This is a genomic window from Pseudomonas sp. 58 R 3 (assembly GCF_900006605.1).
GTDB classification, from domain to species: Bacteria; Pseudomonadota; Gammaproteobacteria; order Pseudomonadales; family Pseudomonadaceae; genus Aquipseudomonas; species Aquipseudomonas salomonii.
Genome location: NZ_CVTT01000029.1, coordinates 31,172 through 46,627, shown reverse-complemented (window position 1 = coordinate 46,627; position 15,456 = coordinate 31,172). Strand labels below are relative to the sequence as shown.

The window sequence follows — 15,456 nt, the reverse complement described above, 5'->3', positions numbered from 1 at the left end:
TGTCCCGTCCTGAATAAGGTTTACACCTTCTGACCCAATCTCAGGAAGGCGTAATGAATTCAGGAAAAAGGCGCAGTCAGCGTGACTACTCGCTGACCTTTAAATTGTCAGTCGTCGATCAGGTCGAAAAAGGCGAGTTGAGTTATAAAGAGGCTCAAGAGCGCTACGGCATCCAGGGCAAATCTACGGTGTTGAACTGGCTACGCAGGCATGGTCGACAGAACTGGAGTCAAAGCGCGTCCATTCGTACCAAGAGATCCCGTTCCATGGATGAGCCCGACAAGCCGCTGACGCCCGAACAGCGAATCAAAGAGCTTGAAGAGCAACTCGCTCAAGCCAATCAGAAAGCTCAGTTTTTCGAAGCCGTTGTTGATGTACTCAAGAATGACTTTGGTGTCTCTGTCGTAAAAAAGCGATCCGGCAAGCCCTCTCCCAAAGGAAAGTCCAAGACCTGAGTATCAGCCGGGCTTGCCAGTTCATCGGGATATCCCGCCAGGCATATTACAAACGCATTCGAGCATGTAATGCTCGAGCCCTCCAGGCTCAGAAGGTTATGGGGTTCGTGCACGAAAAGCGCCTCAGACAACCTAGGCTTGGAACCCGAAAGCTTCATAACCTCATGCATAGCGAGCCCGAAGCCCCGGTAAAGGTTGGTCGAGACTGCCTTTTCGACATTTTGCGGGATCGCAGAGAGTTGGTTCCTCGAAAGCGGGCCTATCACAAAACGACAAACAGTCATCATCGCTTTCACAGGCACCCCAACCTGCTCAAAGAAGGGCCATCACAGGTAGTTGCTACGGCGCCAGAACAAGTTTGGGTAGCCGATATCACCTACTTGCCCACTCAAACGGGCGTGGCCTATCTGAGCTTGGTGACTGACGCCTACTCTCGGAAGATCGTGGGGCATCATGTTCACGAAAGCTTGCACACGGAGTCTGTGATTCAGGCATTCAGTAAAGCCCTCAAGTGCAGAAAAACAGAGCAAAACCTTGTTCATCACTCAGATCGAGGCATCCAATACTGCTCCGAGCTTTATCAGCGGCTGCATGTAAAGCACGGTATCCGGTGTTCTATGACCGATGGTTACGACTGCTACCAAAATGCTTTGGCCGAACGAGTGAACGGGATTTTGAAAACCGAGTTTCTCTTGCATCGGCCCAAAGATGCGGCTGAAGCCGCGCGAATGGTGGATCAATCCGTGCATATCTATAACAGTGAGCGGCCACATCTATCGCTGAAATACAAAACGCCCGATGCGGTGCATCGGGCGTTTTGAGGCTGAAATAGGTGTAAACCTATGTCAGGACTGGACACTGAAATTCGTTGAATCAACAAGTTAGAACCAAGGCGTGCAGCCCAGTGTCAGAGCTGACTATAGTTCTTAACAAATGCTCCGCCGTGTTGTTGTTTCAATAAGGATTTGAATGAACAGGCTTATCGTTTTATTCGCAGTGGTGCTGCTGGCCGGCTGCACTGCCACCAATGCCAAAACCCACGCCAAACGCGGCGTCAGCGGCATCGAGATCGATTGCTCGGGCCTAGGCAGCAATTGGGACAAGTGTGAGAAGCGCGCTGCCCGAGAGTGCAAGATGCAGGGCTACAAGGTCATCACCCGATCCAGTGACGCCAAGGACGAAGAGGGTGACTATCTGTTCGGCTGGAACCCTGCCGGCGCTGTCACTCGTACCATGTTGGTGATCTGTAATTGAGGGGGTCAAGCATGAGTTCCGGGTATCCGTTGATGCTGCAGATAAGTTGGCAGGTGGGCTGTTCAAATTCACCAAGTCATGCTAAAACCTTCGAAGCGCTTTTCCTAGCTGCTTGAAAAAGAAGGGAAAAATATGACGAAGTCGGAGTTGATCGAACGAATTGTCACCCATCAAGGGCTGCTTTCATCCAAGGATGTAGAGCTGGCTATCAAGACGATGCTTGAACAGATGTCCCAGTGCCTGGCTACCGGGGACCGCATTGAGATCCGTGGTTTTGGCAGTTTCTCCCTGCACTACCGCGCACCGCGAGTAGGTCGCAACCCGAAAACCGGGCAATCCGTCAGCCTTGACGGCAAGTTTGTGCCTCACTTCAAGCCGGGCAAGGAATTGCGCGATCGAGTTAATGAGGATGAAGACGAGGTTTGATACTCGTGAGGGAGGCGGCATGAGTAGATTCAAGCGTGTTATTGCACTGCTGGTAGTGTTGGTGCTGCTGCTGTGCATCGTGGCATTTGTGCTGGAAAATCAACAGTCGGTTTCCCTGCAGTTCCTGAGTTGGGCAGCCCCGCAGTTGCCAATTTCTGTTTTCGTAGTGCTCGCTTTACTGGTTGGAATGCTTATTGGCCCACTGATGGCGTGGGTTGCCAGGGCGCGGCGCAAGACTCGGGTTTGATCCTGGCCACTGTTCATGTGCGGCAGGAAGGGGAGGCGATCGCCGCCCCTGTGGACGTATTCAATTCGGCTCTTTCTCTCCGGCCCTGAACTTTACGGCCAGCGCGATCAGCGGCAGATAGGCCACCAGCAGTCCCAAAAAGCCATCCACCGTGCCGTTGCCCACGAGCAGCGCCACAGGCAACAGCCATCCAATGTTGATTGCCGCTACCGCCAGGGTGACAGGCGCATGTTTGCCGAACTGGCGAGAAGCAAACTGGTAGGCGTGGCTGCGGTGGGCCTCATAGACTTTGTCGCCTCTGAGCAGGCGGCGCAGCAAGGTCCATGTCGCGTCAGTGATAAACACACCCAGCAGGATCAGCCAGCTCCACAGCAGCTGCGGCGTGACCCAGGCCGCCTGTAGTGACAACACCCCCAGCGTGATGCCCAGGAACCCGCTGCCCGCATCGCCCATGAAAATACGGGCTTTTGGGAAGTTCCAATACAGGAAGCCAACGACTGCAAACGCCAGTAACAACGGCGTAAACGCGATCAGCTCGTGACCTGTAAGCCAATAGAGCAGCGCACTGCCAAGACAGACGCAAATAGCCTCGACGCTGGCTATTCCATCAATTCCATCCATGAAGTTATACAAGTTCAGCAGCCATACCAGGTAGACGGCTGCCAGCATATGGCCGATCCAGCTCAAGTCGACGGCGAATCCCGCCACCACCAGCGGCGGCAGGCCACCGATCCAGAACAGTGCCCATGCCGCGGCTATAAAGTGCCCTAGCAGGCGCCAACGTGCGCTGATATGACCATGGTCGTCTAAAAAGCCCAATACCGCGATGCCGGTACCGGCGCCCAACAATGCGTACGTGAGTGGCCATGCAATCAGGCCAAGGCTGGCGGTCAGCAATAGCGCTAACAAAAAGCTGACGACGATCGAGACACCGCCGCCCCTGGGCGTAGGCACGACGTGCGAGCTGCGCGCATTCGGGATGTCGATCAGGCTTCGCGCCAGGGCGTAATGACGCAAGGCCCCGGTTAAAAGGAGTGCGACAATCGTCACAGCCGGTAATAGCCACCACATATTCATTTAGTTTGCCGTTCCAAAAAGTGTTTACCTGTTTTACTCAGTGCCTGGTCAACGCTGCTCGGCGGTGTCCAGCCCAGCAGTTCGCGGGTCTTGCCAATATCGACCTGCAGGGAGCCGCATAGCCTTTGAGCGAGTGCCCGGCGACCCAGCGCCGTGGCGCCGGTTTGCAGCAACCAGCTCGGCACAGGTAGCAAGCGTGCGGGCTTGTTCAGTGCCGTTCCCATTCGACGCAAAAGCGCGGTGGTCGAGAGGTCCTCGCCGTCACTGACCAGGAAGGTTTGATTGGCGGCAGCGGGGTGCTCGGTGCACGTCACAATCAAATCAACCAGGTTGTCCAGGGCAACCAGGCTGCGTCGATTGTTCACGGCCCCGAAGGGCAAGGGCAGGCCTTTATGCAACCAGCGCATCATGCTCAGGAAGTTCGCTTGAACGCCGGGTCCGTAAACCAATACGGGACGAATGATCACCACCTCCATGCCGGTTTCAGAAGCCAGTGTTCGCAGGCCTTGTTCTGCTTCCTGTTTGGAGATGCCGTAGGGGTCGGTAGGGGCTGTGGGACCGTCAGCCGTATACGGCGCGCCGGTCGCCGTGCCCTCGCCATTGACCTTGATCGAGCTGATGAATATAAAGCGTTTAACCCCGGCAGCCGCCGCCTGGCGGGCCAGGTTCAGGGTGCCTTCGACGTTGACCCGCCGATATTCGGCAAGTGGATCGGTGGATGCGTCACTCATGACATGGACCCGGGCGGCCAGGTGGATCACCGTATCCTGGTGCTTGAGCAACACCTGCCAATCCTGATCGTCGGATAGCCCGCCGATAAGGCGCTGGTTGACGCGCGGATCGAGGTCGGCCTTGAGCCCGCGTACAGCAGCGGTAATCGAGTGCTGGCGTTGTAGCAGTGGCGCGATTAACCCGCTACCGACAAAGCCGCTCGCTCCCGTCAGGAGGATTTGCATAATCAACGAGTTCCTGTGAGTGAAAGAACATCATTCGCCATTTCGCGCATGATGCGCCCGCGTGCGAAACGCTCGACGAAGGCATGGCGCGGGCGCGTCTTAATATTGAGCGTCTCGAAGGACTGGATCCCTGCGGCAGCGTCACACGGCGCAAACACGGCAGCGTTTTCAATATGTTCAGAGACAAAGCCGGCTGCGTAACCCGAGATGCCCGCCCAGATCGGTTTGCCCAGTGCCGCGTATTCAAACACTTTCGATGGCAAGACCTTGCGGAAGGCGTCGTGGTCGTTCAAATGCAGAAAAAGCACATCCGCCGCCTGATAAGCCTCGATCAATTGTTCGCGCTTGACCGGTTTCAAGAGTTCAACGTTAGTACAGGCGTGAGTGACAAGGGCTTGTTTTAACAGCCCGATCCGGCCTCCGTCGCCGATCACTCGGAATCGCACCTTCCCCTCAAGCTGTTTGGCCAGTTGGGGGATAATGTTGTGCAGCCCCTGGCCTTCACCGATATTTCCCGCATAGACAATGTCCAGAATCGGGTTGGGCACCTTTTCTTCAGCCACCGGTTGCGCATCCAGAAATTCGCCATCGATGCCATTTGTATAGGTGGAGTAGCGCTGATCGGGATAGCGTGATTTGAAGTAAGGAAGAAAACCTTCAGAGACCAGGTTGACCTTTTGCGCCGAGTGAATGGTAAAGCGTTCAACCAGCGATAATAAGGGTTTAAGCAACCAGACTTTTTCTTTGGACAGCACATCCTTGATGGTGTCGACAAAGATATCGCGTATGTCCAGGTAGAGCGGCGTTCGTTTTGTGCGTGCGATCACCGCTCCCAGCGTAGCGGTCATCAGGCGTGAAGAAGTCGCATAGACAAGATCGTAGTCCTGGTTTCGCACAATCTTGCGTGCAGCGTTGGCATACACCAGAAACGCTCTTGCTTGATCGACCATCCCGCTCTTGTGGCCAGGCAGGGCCACTCGGCGGATGGTGAGCCTGGGGTGCGTCTCCAGTTCCGGGGCTTGACTGCTGAAGGAGCTGTAGCGATTCGGCAGGGTTGTGATCAACTCGATATGGGCGTCTGCGGGCAGTTGTTCCAGAAGTGCATCCACCAGTGCCGTCGTGCGGAATGAACCGGCTGACAGATCAGGCTGGTAGTAAAAGCTCAAAATCAAAAGTTTCACGTAAGCCTCACCAGGTTATGCGGGTGGTCAGTTTGTCTGTCGACATTTCAGCGACGATGCACTGATTGGGAACAGACTTGCCGAATTCCGGATGCCATGTGGAAGACACCACATTGATCCGGGTTGCGCCCTCTAGTGTCGCGACAGCGACCTGACCGCCGGGCAGGGTGATCGTTACCTTGTTGCCATGTTGAGTGGTGCGGATATCAGGGTGTAAAAATAGCCTTGAGACAGCGTGATCGAATGTGCCGGATACGCAATCGATCACCTGTAATTCACCAACCATCGCAACCCACTCGCGAACGTGCAGGTTTTTCCCCGGTAGGCGCAGGTAGCCGTCATGGCTGCCACTGACCCGTACGGTATCGACCGTTTGTTCCAGCTCACCCACGGTGGTGCGTGCGCGTCGTGCGACCCTGAATCCGGCCCAGACTTCAGATGAGTTTTCACCGTTCACTTCTATTGTGTTGTGCGCTGCCGTGCTGCGTTGCCGTTGACGCTCTGCGTCTTCGCCGTATTGAGACGTGCCGGAGTTGACGAACACGCGCTGTCCAAACAGGCTGAGTTCGAAGCTCAGGGTGTCCGCATGGGTGTGACCTGGCTGGTAATCAGGCGCAACCTGCGCAAGGTTCAACAAGGCTTTGCACCGATCGCCAAAATTGATCGCCACGTAGCCACTTTCAGTTTGGTGTACAGCTGCAATCGTAGTGGTGGACGTGTCATTGCGCGCACGGCACCCCAATTCAAACGCGTAGGCCTCTATATCCAGCAGTGTGGGGGCGATGCCGAATGCCGAGTCATTGAAGAATGGAATGCCACCATCCGGGTGCTGGAGGCTGCGCAACCAGACCAGGCCTTGCTCAATCTGCTGCTTCCATTGGTTTTTGCGAGTGTTAAGTTCCGGCAGCTCGGAGTGAGTGGCCAGGTTCAGCAGGTCGCAGATGTCCCAAAGAAGAGACGCGTGGTACATGGGGGACAGTTCGAAGTGCGCACCGTCCGCAAGAAACTGCTCCTCGATTTCCTCATCAAGGATCTTTAACCCCTTGGACAGCCAGCTGTCTGCCCGATCGCCGTTCAGAAAGCTCCCGGCAAACACCAGCGCCTTGCCATTCACGAACAAATGGTTGGCGAGAATGTGATATTCGATCTGTTCGGACAGCGCGTGGGCCTGTGTCGCCAGGCTGTCCAGCCAGTGAGGTTCCAGGGTCGGTTGTTGTTCAAACCACTTGACCAGATTTACGATGCGCAGAGATAGCGTATACGGTTCCCAGCCGCATCCATGGAAGGGTGGATTGTTTGCTATCCAACTGTTGACCAGGCGCCTGTCGAAGTCTCTTCGGTCCTCGCCTGAAGAGGCCAGGTGATCCAGATAATGCAGGTTGTACTGCCAAATTTTCGGTCGTGTCTGATCGTGCCAGTCAATCGGCGCCGTCAGCCCCATGAATTCAAACTGTTCGTCGGCACCGAAGCGCGAGGCACACCAATGGGGAGCCTTCGCCAGGTCAACTCCAGGGCGCCGGGTAAAGCCTTGCGCCGAAAAAGGCCGGACTTTAGCGAAGCGATAGTAAAGACGGTAAACGATCTGCTTCAATCGCAGCATTTTAACGGTGTGGTAGAGCTTGATTATTCGTTGCATCAACGTCCTGCTTGGGTCAATCACTTGAAAGTTAAAGTAGTGAGTACTGCCTGACGCCCGTTAAGGGAAATTGATTTTCAGCCAACGCTCGAAGTACACCATCTGCCAGAGTTTGTAGGTGTTGTTTGCACTGCCTGAAAAATGATTGTTCACTAACTTTTCCACTTCCTCTCGGGCTACGTAGGTGTAAATACGCTCGAACTCGGTGAGCAGGCGTTGTTGGCCTATGCGTTGGATAATGCCATCCAGAGGTGGGTTGAAGCCTGTTTTGGGACGATCAACCAATGAGGCGGGAAGCAGACTTTTCAGCAGCTTCTTGAGTGGGGCCTTTGGCGCTCCGCCTTTAAGCAAATCTGCACTTGAGGTTGCAAGACCGCTGGCCACCACGCGCTCGTCCAGCAAGGGGACGCGCAGTTCGATACTGGCCAGCATACTGGCCTTGTCCGAGACACTCAGGTTATGGCTCAAGAAGCCTGTCTGGTCAAAATGCTGTGCACATTTGACTTTGTCTTCAATGGCGCCGGTGTACTGATCCATTACGCCGGACAGGCGTTGCTTGTAGTGTCGTTCAAGCTCGCTGTAATCACGAAAAAAGCCCTGCAACTCTTGGCGGGAGAAGTACCCCAGCATGCGCGAATACGCCAGCGGCCAATAGCTTTCCTGAGCGTAGGACACCAACCGTTCAAACTTTTTATCGAGCCGCTTTGGAAATAACTTGAGCGTTAGCAGTGCACTTAATACGGGATACAGCCACCTGATGAGTGTGTGATGCTTGAGGACTGTGTAGCGTGGGTAACCTGCAAACGCCTCATCTCCACCCATGCCACTGAGCATGACGGTATACCCACTTTTCCTGGCTTCGGTGGACAAGCGGTAGGTTGCCCAGAACGTATAGTCGGATACCAGTTCTTCGGTGTTGGCCGCGACGAAGTCGATGGACTCGAACGGGTCCGTATTTGAGTCGAGAATCTCGGTGACCACCAGCTTTTTGCCAAGGTGTTCGGCGATCCTGGCGGAAAACTTCGTATCGACAGTGGCGTCGTCCGTTGCGTCGTACTGTGCAAAAAATAAGTCGGCATCACCGGTGAAACTTGCCAGGATGCTGGAGTCTGCGCCACCACTGAAAAACACCCCGACCGGTACGTCCGCTTCCAATTGGCGCGTCACGGCAGAGCGCACATCCTGCGCGAGGCTTTGCTCGGTCTTGAAGTTCATCGCGCTCTGGTAACGCTGGGTTGTGGTCTTGCCGGTTGCCAGGTCGAACGCCAGGTAACTGCCGGGCATCAGTTTCTTGATGGATGTGTAGCCGGTGTTGGGTTCGTAAAGAAAGCCGTTGTTGAAAAACTCAAAGACATCATCCGGGTCTATGTCGGTGTTTACCTGCGAGAAACATTTGAGGCCGCGGATTTCCGAGCAGGCGTAGAAGCCGTCGGTGCCGGTGTAGCAATACACCGGCTTGATGCCAACGACGTCCCTGACCAGAAACGTTTTTTTGCGCGGCTCATCCAATATGACAAATGTGAACATGCCTTCAAGCCGTGCAAAGGCCTGTTCTTGATACTCTACGTACAATTGCAGGATAACTTCGGTATCGGAGGTGCCTTTGAAGGTATAGCCTTTTTCGATCAGTTGTCGGCGCAACTCGTGATGGTTAAACACCTCGCCATTGAACACGATGCTTACACCATGATTGTCGGCAAACATCGGCTGGCTGCCAGTGGGTGACAAATCCAGAATGCTCAGCCTGTTGTGTCCCAGGCCTACCTGATAGCCCGCGACACTGGCGAAATAGGTGCCGGATGCATCCGGGCCACGGTGCCGTGTAACCGCCAGGCTTTTTTCCATTTGGGCCTGGGTCTCGGGTACGCCATCTTTGACTGCAAAAAAGCTGAGGCCGCACATTATACCGACGTCTCCCTGGTGTCTTTGACGACCATTACCGGCCGGGTGTTGGAGAGTGACGCTGGATGCCCGTCAGGCAAGGCGGTACCCATGATTTGATTTGAATGCTTATGCGCCAGCATTACGCCCCAAGCTGCTGCGAGCAGTAAGTTGAAGGAAATCAGGCGAAACACCGCGAAGAACAACCCGTAGATCGCCAGCGTTATGACCGCCGTGCGAATCACTGTGAGGTGAACGGGGTCGGATTTCAGAGTGGTGAACCGATACAAAACGGGAGCGCCGAGGACAGTGATGTACATCAGCAGCCCCAGGATGCCGCCGACCATCAGCATGTACAGTGGCCAGTTATGGATATAGCCAACTGACTCCGTGAATGAATCACCGCCGGGTCTCTCCCAGCGCATCTCGTGTTTGATCCCGATACCGTTACCCAGCGCGGGGTGATCCTGAAACATGCTCCAGGCGATTTTATATTCCTGTACCCGGGAAGAGACGTTGAAGTCCTGCTTCTCGTTGGCAGCAGGCTTGGACTCCGAGACTACTGGCGCCGCAGCGTCAGGTTGCGTGCGATTCTCTCCCATGGACGCAATGGAAGAGGTTGCGATAGGCAGTGCCGTATTCGCCAGGGAGTTCATGCGCCCCAGCCATACGTCTTGCATGCCGGTGGCAAAAATAAACACAAGGCTAAACAGCGCTTGAATGACAATGCCGGATACTACTTTCAGCCGTAAATGCTTGTGCGCGAAAAAGGTATAGAGCGCGAACAAGCCAATGACCAGAAGCGCACTGATCAGCATGCTTCGTGTGAATGTGATCAGCACTGCGGCCGTGCAAAGCAGCGATATCAGGCCACTGATCCATGCAACCCTTCGGTCAGGCGTCAACGTGCCGACGACATACCCGAGCACCATGCCCAGCGGCAGGATCGCGTCTGTTGCTTGCGCCAGCACCATGGTGATGCGATCACGCATGGGGCCCTGTGCGTTAACGTTGCGCAGCGCTTCTTCATAAGGGATTTTTACCATCTCCCCGTTGACCTGAAGGGTCCAGTACGGCTGCCACAAGCCGTGATAGAAGTAATAGAAAACGATGTAGCCTGCGGTCAGTAAAATCAGGGTTCCCACCGAAGCGCCGAGCCAACGATTGTTATTTTCTTCGCGGCCTACCAATGCGCAGATCGGGATCAGTGCATAGATAAACAGAAAGGGCACCACCCCTCTGATCCAATCAGCCATCGGAACATGGTGGTACATCGCTACAACCAGGTTCAGCACTAGAAACCCCAGGCCTATTAGCAAGGGGGCGGCGAACAGACGCAGGACCGATTTGAAACCCAGAGTACGGAGCAATTTGATCAACGCGCTGAGAAATACCGCCATCAGCAGGGCGGCAAACGCTATTTCCTGGGCGCCCAACGAAGTGGGCGCGGGGTGAAGAGCAAAGGCCATTGGGAACAGCGCCAATAAACCCAGCCAAGGCGACAGGATGGCCGTCAATACCAGTAAAGCGCTGCCGATAATGGCCGTGTAAAAAAGCACGCCAGGATCCAGCATAAATAAAATGGCAATGAGCGCTGCTGCCGTGATCGCCATAGAATTTTTTACGCAGACAGGTTGACTCATTGCGGTACTCCATTGTTCAAGGGCGTATGGCTTTATAGTCGCTGGCTGTTTGTCCAATCACTTTTGCGGGTATTCCCACAACGATTGAATTATCAGGCACGTCTTTCAATACGACCGCCGAAGCGCCAATTTGACAGTTGTTTCCGATGACGATGTCGCCAATGATTTTTGCCCCGGCCCCTATGTAGCAGTTGTCACCGATGACGGGGCAGCGATTGATCTCGCTGGTGACATAGCCCTCAGCGGCGCCGATGGTGATGCCTTGGCCCAGCACGCAGCCGTCGCCAACCTTGGCATTCGCGTGCAGTACGACGCCGATCGCACCATAGGCGAATATCGTGCCCCTTCCGATCGTCGCGGTGATTGGAATGTAAGAGTTGAACAATAGGAAAATCACATTTCGAACAAGGCCTGGTAATAACGGCACTCGATGCCGGTGCAGCCAGTTTCCAACTCGATAAAGTTTTACTGCATTCACGGTTAAAACCTCAGCGTGCGAAGATCGGCGGGTCGAAGCTGGAGTGCTCCCACTGCGATGATCATGAGCGAGCCCATATACAGCACGGCCCAGACCAAGCTCATGTGTGTCAAAAAGATAGCCAGGGGTGAAAGTAACGCGACCCAAAAAACCACCGGCAAGCGAATGCCAGGACGGCAGCTTATGTGCAGGAACAGCAAATAGGCCGAGAACCCGATAGCGTAGAACAACTGCGCCTGGTTCAAGTCTTTGACAAATAGAATCATGCTGGTTATGGCCAGTGGGGCAATGACCAGGTTTGCCACGATGACTTTGCGGTGCAGGCCGGAGGCGACCAGATAGCGCTCTGTCACCACTGCCCAGTACAGCACTGGCAGGCAGGGCAGCATCACCAGATAGTTCGAGTACTGAGGGAACAGCCAAACCGCCGCGTACCCCGACAAGCCCACCAACGCGAAGTAGAAAATCGCCACTGACGTGATGATTCTATAGTGCGCTTGACGTTGCCCGCCCGAGACGAAGGCGACAAAGACTGCCCTGACGTTGATGGGGAACAGGCTGGTGGCTGATTGAATGATCGAGACGATGACCCTGAACAATCCAAGGTCGCGGACGGGCAGGCTCTTGGAAAGAATGAAGGGCAAGATGTTGGTGAACAGGTTGAACACCAGGGTGATGGATATCATTCTGGGTAATAACAACAGCACACCTTGGCAGGTCTGCAACAGCTGTTTGCCGACCGGCAGTTTCGCACCTTTGAAAAACAGCACCGCTACGGCAAATACGCACGGAATCAAGTTGGTCAGAATCAGTATGTCGACGATAGTCAGCGGCACTAGCTGTTGGTAGCTGATAAACAGGAGCGTGAAAAACACGCCAAGAAATAGCACCAGGTAGGCCACGATCCAGCGTTGCAGGCGCAGCCCGAACAGCGATAACAGGCATGCCGAGCTTAAAAGCATCACCCCAAGCAGGAGGGGGTTGCCGATGTGATCAATCAGGTTCACAGCGCTGAACAGTACAAAAATCAGTACGGCCATAAATAATGAAGTCACCAGAATGTACTCGGCCTCCACGGTGGCAATCAGTTGCTCATTGACGATATCCAAGAGTTTTTGAAATAAAAATACCAGCACGTTGGCCTTGATGAATGCGCCATACGCTTCCAATCCGTAAAGTCCGGGAATCACAAAGTTAACAACCAGGCCACTTATCAGTGTCAGCACCTGGATCAATAGGTTGACCATGCCAGAACCTCTTGAACCTCATCATGACAAATGCAATGGCATGATCATTTAACAAACATGCCCAACGCGGTGCTCGGAAACCGACGCAATACTAACGGCTTGCGTCGGTTTCCAGGCGGGATTTATCAGGCGTTATCAAGCCCACACACCGCGTGTGTCGATGACTTTGAGCGAGGACAGGCGTGAGCCCGGGATCTTCTTGAATGCGCTGTGATCGACCAGCAGGACAATCACCTGCGCAGATGACAGCGCCTGATCGATTCCGCTCAGCGTTGCAATACCTTCAAGGCGAGCCGGTAAGTGCGCGATGTTCGGTTCAACCGCCAGCACAGTACCGGGATGGGACTGGGCAATGTGCGCGGTGATCTCCACAGATGGGCTCTCACGCAAGTCGTCGATGTCCGGCTTGAAGGCCAGCCCGAGGCAGGCAACCGTGACGTCCTTGGCCGTTTTCGACGGGTGTTCCTGCAGGAATTGACCGATGGCCAGTTGAACCTGCTCCAATACCCACTTTGGCTTGCTGTCATTGACTTCCCTTGCGGTGCGGATCAGGCGCGCCCGGGCGGGTGTTTTGCTGACAATGAACCAGGGGTCGACAGCGATGCAGTGGCCGCCCACACCGGGGCCAGGTTGCAGGATATTAACGCGAGGGTGGTGATTCGCGAGGCGGATCAGCTCCCATACATTGATGTTGAGTTCGTCGCAGATCATCGACAATTCATTGGCAAACGCGATATTCACGTCGCGAAAGCTGTTTTCTGTGAGTTTGCACATTTCGGCAGTGCGGGCGTCGGTGATGATGCATTCACCCTCAACGAATGTTTTATACAGAGACCGCGCAGCCTCTGAACATTTGCTGGTAAGCCCGCCGATGATGCGATCGTTTTCAATCAGCTCGCGCAGAACATGACCCGGCAGCACGCGCTCCGGGCAATGCGCTATGCAGATGTCTGACGCTGCGCCATGGGTTTGCGGGAAGGTCAGGTCCGGACGGGCTTCGGCCAGCCATGCAGATATTTGCTCGGTAGCGCCCACTGGAGAGGTTGATTCCAGCACGACCAAATCCCCTTTTTTCAGGACGGGGGCAATGGCTCGACTGGCTGATTCGATGTAGGAAAGATCAGGTTCGTGATCGCCCTTGAAGGGGGTCGGGACGGCAATCAGGAAGGCGTCGGCCGGCTCTGCGGTTACAGTTGCTCGCAAATACCCTTCGGTGACGGCGGCGCGCACGACGATGTCCAGATCCGGTTCAATAATATGGATTTCGCCGCGGTTGATGGTTGCCACTGTGTTCGGGTTTACGTCGACGCCGATGACTTTTTTCTTGCGTGCAGCGAAAACGGCTGCCGTTGGAAGCCCGATATAGCCGAGGCCGACTACAGAAACAGTTTCAAAGCTCATGAATTGGCCTTTTTAATTCGTGAAAGTGCATCGAGAATTCGTGCGGATGCTTTTCCGTCACCATAGGGGTTATGAGCGAAGCTCATCTGGCCATAGGCTTCAACATCCGTCAGCAGGACTCTCAAGTTAGAGGTAATGGCCTCAATTTCGGTGCCGACAAGTTTTACTGTGCCTGCGTCGACCGCCTCTGGACGCTCAGTGGTGTCACGCATCACCAGCACAGGTTTGCCTAAAGAAGGGGCTTCTTCCTGAATGCCACCTGAATCACTCAAAATCAGATAAGACCGATCCATCAAATACACGAAGGGCAGATAATCCAGGGGTTCAATCAGATGGATATTCTGGATGTCGCTGAGCAATCGATTGACTGGCTCGCGTACATTCGGATTCAGGTGAACGGGGTACACAATCTCGACATCGGGAAACTCCCTGGCGATAGTGATCAAGGCCTGGCAGATATTCTCAAAGCCGCCGCCGAAACTCTCGCGGCGATGCCCCGTGACCAGGATCACTCGCCGGCAATCACCCAGGAATGAGAACTGCTGGTGAAATTGCTGCTGCAGGGCCGGACGGGTCTTGATTCGGCCCACCACATCCAGCAATGCGTCAATGACAGTGTTGCCGGTCACATGGACGCTTTGGCTTGCGACCCCCTCTCTCAGCAAGTTCTGCCTGGACGTTTCAGTCGGCGCGAAGTGCAATGCCGCAAGAGCGCCAGTCAGCTTGCGGTTTGCCTCTTCAGGCCACGGAGAATAGAGATTTCCGGTGCGCAGGCCGGCTTCGACGTGAGCCACGGGAATTTGGTGATAGTAAGCGGCCAATGTGGTGGCGAACGTCGTCGCTGTGTCGCCATGGACCAGGACGATATCCGGTTTGAATGTTGCGAAGACAGTTTTCATTCCCTGCAAGATGGCACTCGTGACATCGGTCAGATCCTGGCCGGACTTCATGATGTTCAAATCGAAATCAGGCTTGATTTCAAAGAGATTGAGCACCTGGTCGAGCATTTCTCGGTGCTGTCCAGTCACGCAGACCTTGGCATTGAAGCGCTCATCGGCTGCAAGGCTCAACGCCAAGGGAGCCATTTTGATTGCTTCAGGTCGTGTGCCGAATACACACAGGGTTCTTAAAGTCATCGCAACACCGCTACTTAAAGTAAAAATCAATGCACGCTTACGTCATAATCCGCGGATTAGGTGCCGTCAGTTGTGATACGTTTTTGCACACGCTATGCCAGGGCACAGGGCCGCGGGACAGCACAATCAGATAGTGGGAACATGACATCTGAGAGTTGTGCATGCGTTATTTTCTGGAATTCCACTCGCCGGCATTTGCATGCCCGTGTGTTGAGGTTCGTGAGAATTCCAAGCCATATGCCTGGGTCTAGTGACGATTCTCGGGCGGCCTCCTTTCGTCCAGTTTGGCAGTGCGTATGTACACCTGCGATGGTCACTCAGCAAGTAGTGCGCATACTCTAAAGTATCCTTGTCATTCGGCTCCAAGACACAATTTGCTCGCGTTGGGGCTGTTTGGTTTCTTTAAAACATGATGGCTGATTAGCATTTTTATCATTA

14 protein-coding genes are annotated in these 15,456 nt (G+C 54.5%); 4 read left to right on the top strand and 10 right to left on the bottom strand.

Going from position 1 to position 15,456, the window contains the following annotated elements; genetic code table 11:
• Positions 1 to 53 precede the first annotated feature (53 nt).
• The 4 genes from BFP92_RS04075 (at position 54) to BFP92_RS04060 (ending at position 2,382) form a co-directional block, all read left to right on the top strand.
• A protein-coding gene (locus BFP92_RS04075) for an IS3 family transposase (RefSeq protein WP_122527355.1) occupies positions 54 to 1,276 on the top strand; the annotation gives its coding sequence in 2 pieces (ribosomal slippage) (positions 54 to 405 and positions 405 to 1,276; 1,224 coding nt in all).
• Between the two features lie 148 nt (positions 1,277 to 1,424).
• Positions 1,425 to 1,709 carry a hypothetical protein gene (locus BFP92_RS04070; RefSeq protein ID WP_065911975.1) on the top strand — a complete coding sequence of 95 codons (285 nt, stop codon included), beginning with the start codon at positions 1,425 to 1,427 and terminating at the stop codon, positions 1,707 to 1,709.
• A gap of 132 nt (positions 1,710 to 1,841) precedes the next feature.
• Positions 1,842 to 2,135: an integration host factor subunit beta gene (gene ihfB, locus BFP92_RS04065; protein WP_003172657.1), complete on the top strand. Its 294-nt coding sequence runs from the start codon at positions 1,842 to 1,844 to the stop codon at positions 2,133 to 2,135.
• 19 nt (positions 2,136 to 2,154) lie between these two features.
• Positions 2,155 to 2,382: a LapA family protein gene (locus BFP92_RS04060; RefSeq protein ID WP_065911987.1), complete on the top strand. Its 228-nt coding sequence runs from the start codon at positions 2,155 to 2,157 to the stop codon at positions 2,380 to 2,382.
• Positions 2,383 to 2,442: 60 nt separating this feature from the next.
• Here the strand turns inward: BFP92_RS04060 and BFP92_RS04055 are convergent, their stop codons facing one another.
• The 10 genes from BFP92_RS04055 to wecB all read right to left on the bottom strand — a co-directional run bounded on the left by BFP92_RS04055 (position 2,443) and on the right by wecB (position 15,018).
• On the bottom strand, positions 2,443 to 3,459 hold the full coding sequence (locus BFP92_RS04055) for an MraY family glycosyltransferase (protein WP_065911974.1): 1,017 nt from the start codon (positions 3,457 to 3,459) through the stop codon (positions 2,443 to 2,445).
• Entirely contained in the window at positions 3,456 to 4,415 is a 960-nt protein-coding gene (locus BFP92_RS04050) for a UDP-glucose 4-epimerase family protein (protein ID WP_065911973.1), read from the bottom strand. The genes BFP92_RS04055 and BFP92_RS04050 overlap by 4 nt, the downstream gene beginning before the upstream one ends.
• 2 nt (positions 4,416 to 4,417) lie before the next feature.
• Complete coding sequence (locus BFP92_RS04045) at positions 4,418 to 5,596, bottom strand: glycosyltransferase family 4 protein (RefSeq protein ID WP_065911971.1); 1,179 nt, start codon at positions 5,594 to 5,596, stop codon at positions 4,418 to 4,420.
• A 7-nt stretch (positions 5,597 to 5,603) separates the two neighbouring features.
• A complete protein-coding gene (locus BFP92_RS04040) occupies positions 5,604 to 7,232 on the bottom strand; it encodes a heparinase II/III family protein (protein ID WP_065911966.1) in 1,629 nt (542 codons plus the stop codon).
• Between the two features lie 60 nt (positions 7,233 to 7,292).
• Positions 7,293 to 9,134: an asparagine synthase (glutamine-hydrolyzing) gene (gene asnB / locus BFP92_RS04035; RefSeq protein WP_065911961.1), complete on the bottom strand. Its 1,842-nt coding sequence runs from the start codon at positions 9,132 to 9,134 to the stop codon at positions 7,293 to 7,295.
• Complete coding sequence (locus tag BFP92_RS04030; protein ID WP_065911959.1) at positions 9,134 to 10,756, bottom strand: O-antigen ligase family protein; 1,623 nt, start codon at positions 10,754 to 10,756, stop codon at positions 9,134 to 9,136. Before BFP92_RS04030 ends, asnB begins: the two co-directional genes overlap by 1 nt.
• Before the next feature lie 16 nt (positions 10,757 to 10,772).
• Complete coding sequence (locus BFP92_RS04025; protein ID WP_056857221.1) at positions 10,773 to 11,234, bottom strand: serine O-acetyltransferase; 462 nt, start codon at positions 11,232 to 11,234, stop codon at positions 10,773 to 10,775.
• A 2-nt stretch (positions 11,235 to 11,236) separates the two neighbouring features.
• A complete protein-coding gene (locus BFP92_RS04020) occupies positions 11,237 to 12,481 on the bottom strand; it encodes a hypothetical protein (RefSeq protein ID WP_065911958.1) in 1,245 nt (414 codons plus the stop codon).
• A 135-nt stretch (positions 12,482 to 12,616) separates the two neighbouring features.
• A complete protein-coding gene (gene wecC / locus BFP92_RS04015) occupies positions 12,617 to 13,882 on the bottom strand; it encodes a UDP-N-acetyl-D-mannosamine dehydrogenase (RefSeq protein ID WP_065911957.1) in 1,266 nt (421 codons plus the stop codon).
• Complete coding sequence (gene wecB / locus BFP92_RS04010; RefSeq protein WP_065911949.1) at positions 13,879 to 15,018, bottom strand: non-hydrolyzing UDP-N-acetylglucosamine 2-epimerase; 1,140 nt, start codon at positions 15,016 to 15,018, stop codon at positions 13,879 to 13,881. Before wecB ends, wecC begins: the two co-directional genes overlap by 4 nt.
• Between the last annotated feature and the right edge of the window lie 438 nt (positions 15,019 to 15,456).

Bases quoted from the DNA above. Each gene is read 5' to 3' on its own strand.
- BFP92_RS04070 (WP_065911975.1), top strand. From the start codon at position 1,425: ATGAACAGGCTTATCGTTTTATTCGCAGTGGTGCTGCTGGCCGGCTGC.
- ihfB (WP_003172657.1), top strand. From the start codon at position 1,842: ATGACGAAGTCGGAGTTGATCGAACGAATTGTCACCCATCAAGGGCTG.
- BFP92_RS04060 (WP_065911987.1), top strand. From the start codon at position 2,155: ATGAGTAGATTCAAGCGTGTTATTGCACTGCTGGTAGTGTTGGTGCTG.
- BFP92_RS04055 (WP_065911974.1), bottom strand. From the start codon at position 3,459: ATGAATATGTGGTGGCTATTACCGGCTGTGACGATTGTCGCACTCCTT.
- BFP92_RS04050 (WP_065911973.1), bottom strand. From the start codon at position 4,415: ATGCAAATCCTCCTGACGGGAGCGAGCGGCTTTGTCGGTAGCGGGTTA.
- BFP92_RS04040 (WP_065911966.1), bottom strand. From the start codon at position 7,232: ATGCAACGAATAATCAAGCTCTACCACACCGTTAAAATGCTGCGATTG.
- asnB (WP_065911961.1), bottom strand. From the start codon at position 9,134: ATGTGCGGCCTCAGCTTTTTTGCAGTCAAAGATGGCGTACCCGAGACC.
- BFP92_RS04030 (WP_065911959.1), bottom strand. From the start codon at position 10,756: ATGAGTCAACCTGTCTGCGTAAAAAATTCTATGGCGATCACGGCAGCA.
- BFP92_RS04020 (WP_065911958.1), bottom strand. From the start codon at position 12,481: ATGGTCAACCTATTGATCCAGGTGCTGACACTGATAAGTGGCCTGGTT.
- wecC (WP_065911957.1), bottom strand. From the start codon at position 13,882: ATGAGCTTTGAAACTGTTTCTGTAGTCGGCCTCGGCTATATCGGGCTT.
- wecB (WP_065911949.1), bottom strand. From the start codon at position 15,018: ATGACTTTAAGAACCCTGTGTGTATTCGGCACACGACCTGAAGCAATC.